General features: G+C 73.7%; 2 protein-coding genes and 1 pseudogene. 1 reads left to right on the top strand and 2 read right to left on the bottom strand.

What is annotated here, in order from left to right:
* A pseudogene (locus JM949_RS35405) lies at positions 1 to 205 on the top strand (hypothetical protein); the annotation flags it as partial.
* Positions 206 to 214: 9 nt separating this feature from the next.
* Here the strand turns inward: JM949_RS35405 and JM949_RS35400 are convergent.
* Both JM949_RS35400 and JM949_RS35395 read right to left on the bottom strand, forming a co-directional pair.
* Positions 215 to 682, bottom strand: coding sequence for a ribose-5-phosphate isomerase (locus tag JM949_RS35400; protein ID WP_203152400.1), 468 nt, complete (start codon positions 680 to 682; stop codon positions 215 to 217).
* A gap of 87 nt (positions 683 to 769) precedes the next feature.
* Complete coding sequence (locus JM949_RS35395; RefSeq protein ID WP_203152399.1) at positions 770 to 1,969, bottom strand: DUF1015 family protein; 1,200 nt, start codon at positions 1,967 to 1,969, stop codon at positions 770 to 772.
* Positions 1,970 to 2,178 lie beyond the last annotated feature (209 nt).

Below are 2,178 nucleotides of genomic sequence, written 5' to 3'. Positions count from 1 at the left end.
CGCCGGCGGCGACGAGCGCGACGGCGAGCGGGGGCTGCGCGGGTTGGTGGGTTCCGGCTCGTCCCAGGTGGGCTGAGCCGCCGCGCTACGGGCCCGGGACGCGGCCCGTCCCAGCGCCGACGACCTGGCCGAGGCGGAGGCCCGGGTGGTGGTCGTCCGGCGGAACTGGGTGCCCCGCGAGGAGCTGGCCCGCTCGCCGCGCTGAGCGTCGAGGTCAGGGCAGGTCGGGCAGCTGCCGGGTCCGCTCGTACTCGGCCACCTGGGCGATCCGACGGGCGTGCCGCTCGTTGCCGGAGAACGGCGTGTTCAGGAACGCCTCGACGATGGCGGTGGCCTCGTCCAGCGTGTGCTGACGGGCGCCGATCGCGACCACGTTCGCGTCGTTGTGCTGGCGGGCCAGCTGAGCGGTCTCCACGCTCCAGGCCAGCGCGGCACGGATGCCGGCGACCTTGTTCGCGGCGATCTGCTCACCGTTGCCGGACCCACCGATGACCACCCCGAGGCCCGCCTCGTCGGCGACCACCTGGTCGCCGGTGTGCAGGCAGAACGTGGGGTAGTCGTCGTCCGGGTCGTAGCTGTGCGGGCCGACGTCGACGACGTCGTACCCCTGCTTGGCCAGGTGGTTGGTTAGGTGCACCTTCAACTCGAAACCGGCGTGATCGGATCCCAGGTAGACGCGCATACCGGGCAGTCTGTCAGGCCGTGCTCGGGGACGTCGCAGCGGCAGCGCCCCCGAGCCGGGTTCGTCACACGGTCGTGGATCGACCGTTCAGCGGGGCAGTTCGGCGACGACCAGACCGCCGCGCGCCTTCGGGGTGAACCAGGTGCTCTTGCGCGGCATCTTCTCCCTGGCCAGGTTGACCGCGACGAAATCCTCGACGGTCACCGGCGCGATCAGGACGGCCAGCTCGGCCCGCCCGGCGTCCACCTCGCCGGTCAGCCAGCTCGCCGAGTAGTCACCGCCGACGTAGGTGATCCGCTTGTCGCCCGGGTCCAACCCGAGCGCGTCGCGCAGCAGCAGCCGCTCGACCAGGGCGTGGTCCAGGTTCTCCAGACGGTCGGAGCCCGCCGCGGGCAGGCGTACCGCGTACCCCTGGCCGTCGAGGTGGAGGTGCACGGTGCCGCCGGCCGTCGGGACGCCGACCGGGCCGTTGATCGGCTCGACCTCGGCGCCCGCGGCCCGCAGCCGGTCGAGCAGCTCGGCCGGTGTGGTGGTCAGCTCGCTGACCAGCCGGTTGTACGGCTGGATGGCCACCGACGCCGGGGTGGTGACCACGGCCAGGAAGCGCGGCAGCCCGCCGGTCTGGGCAGCCAGGCTGCGGTGGTTGCCGTCCGCGACGACCAGGTCCCCGCCACCGGCGAGGGCGGTCAGCGTGGTCTGCTCCGGGCCGGGGCCGACCAGCCAGATGGCGTGCGTGCGCCCCGCCTGGTCGGTGTCCGTGGCGGCGGGCGCGCCGGCCGTCTCGGTCGCCGCCGCGAGCGCGGCGTGCAGCTCGTCGCCCCGCCCGGTCTGCAACAGGAGTACGGGTGAGAGGAGGTGACCCAGCGCGTCGGCCAGCGCCACCCGCTCACGCACCTTGGCGATGAAGACGTCCTCGTTGCGGATGACCAGGCCCGGCTCGTCGGCCCGGGTGGAGATCTGGTCGGTGTCCACCATCGCGAACAGCCCGTACGCCGGCTCCTCGCCGGGTGCGCTGATCCGGTAGAGGACCACCACCTGCTCGGCCGGGGTGTAGCTGCCGTCGGCCTTGGCCTCGGCGAGGCGGGCCACCGCGTCCGGCAGCGCGTCGAGGAACGACCTGCCCAGGCTCTGCGGGGCGCGGTGCGGCATCTCGATGCCGAGGGCACTGTGCGGGTTCGACTCGATGATCGCGGTGATCTCCGCGTCGTCGGCGAACTCGTCGTAGTTCTGCGCACCGGTGCCACCAGTGGTGACCCAGGCTCGGGTGATCGGATGCACGACCGTCATGCCCACGACGCTACCGGCGACGGTGTCGCCGGTAGCGGGGACCCGCGGGGCGTCCACCAGTTGAACGGGCGGCGGGGTCAGCCGGTGCGGTCGGACGCGCCCCGGCGATGCCGGCCCGCGCTCACCGGCCCGCTGTTGCCCCGTCGAACGGCCCCGACCGGCCCGGTGTTCACACTGCGCCGGGGCGACGCGGGCGGCCCCGGCACGGG

It is taken from the genome of Micromonospora tarensis (genome assembly GCF_016803395.1).
GTDB lineage: Bacteria > Actinomycetota > Actinomycetes > Mycobacteriales > Micromonosporaceae > Micromonospora > Micromonospora tarensis.
This window is presented reverse-complemented; position numbering and strand designations above follow the sequence as displayed.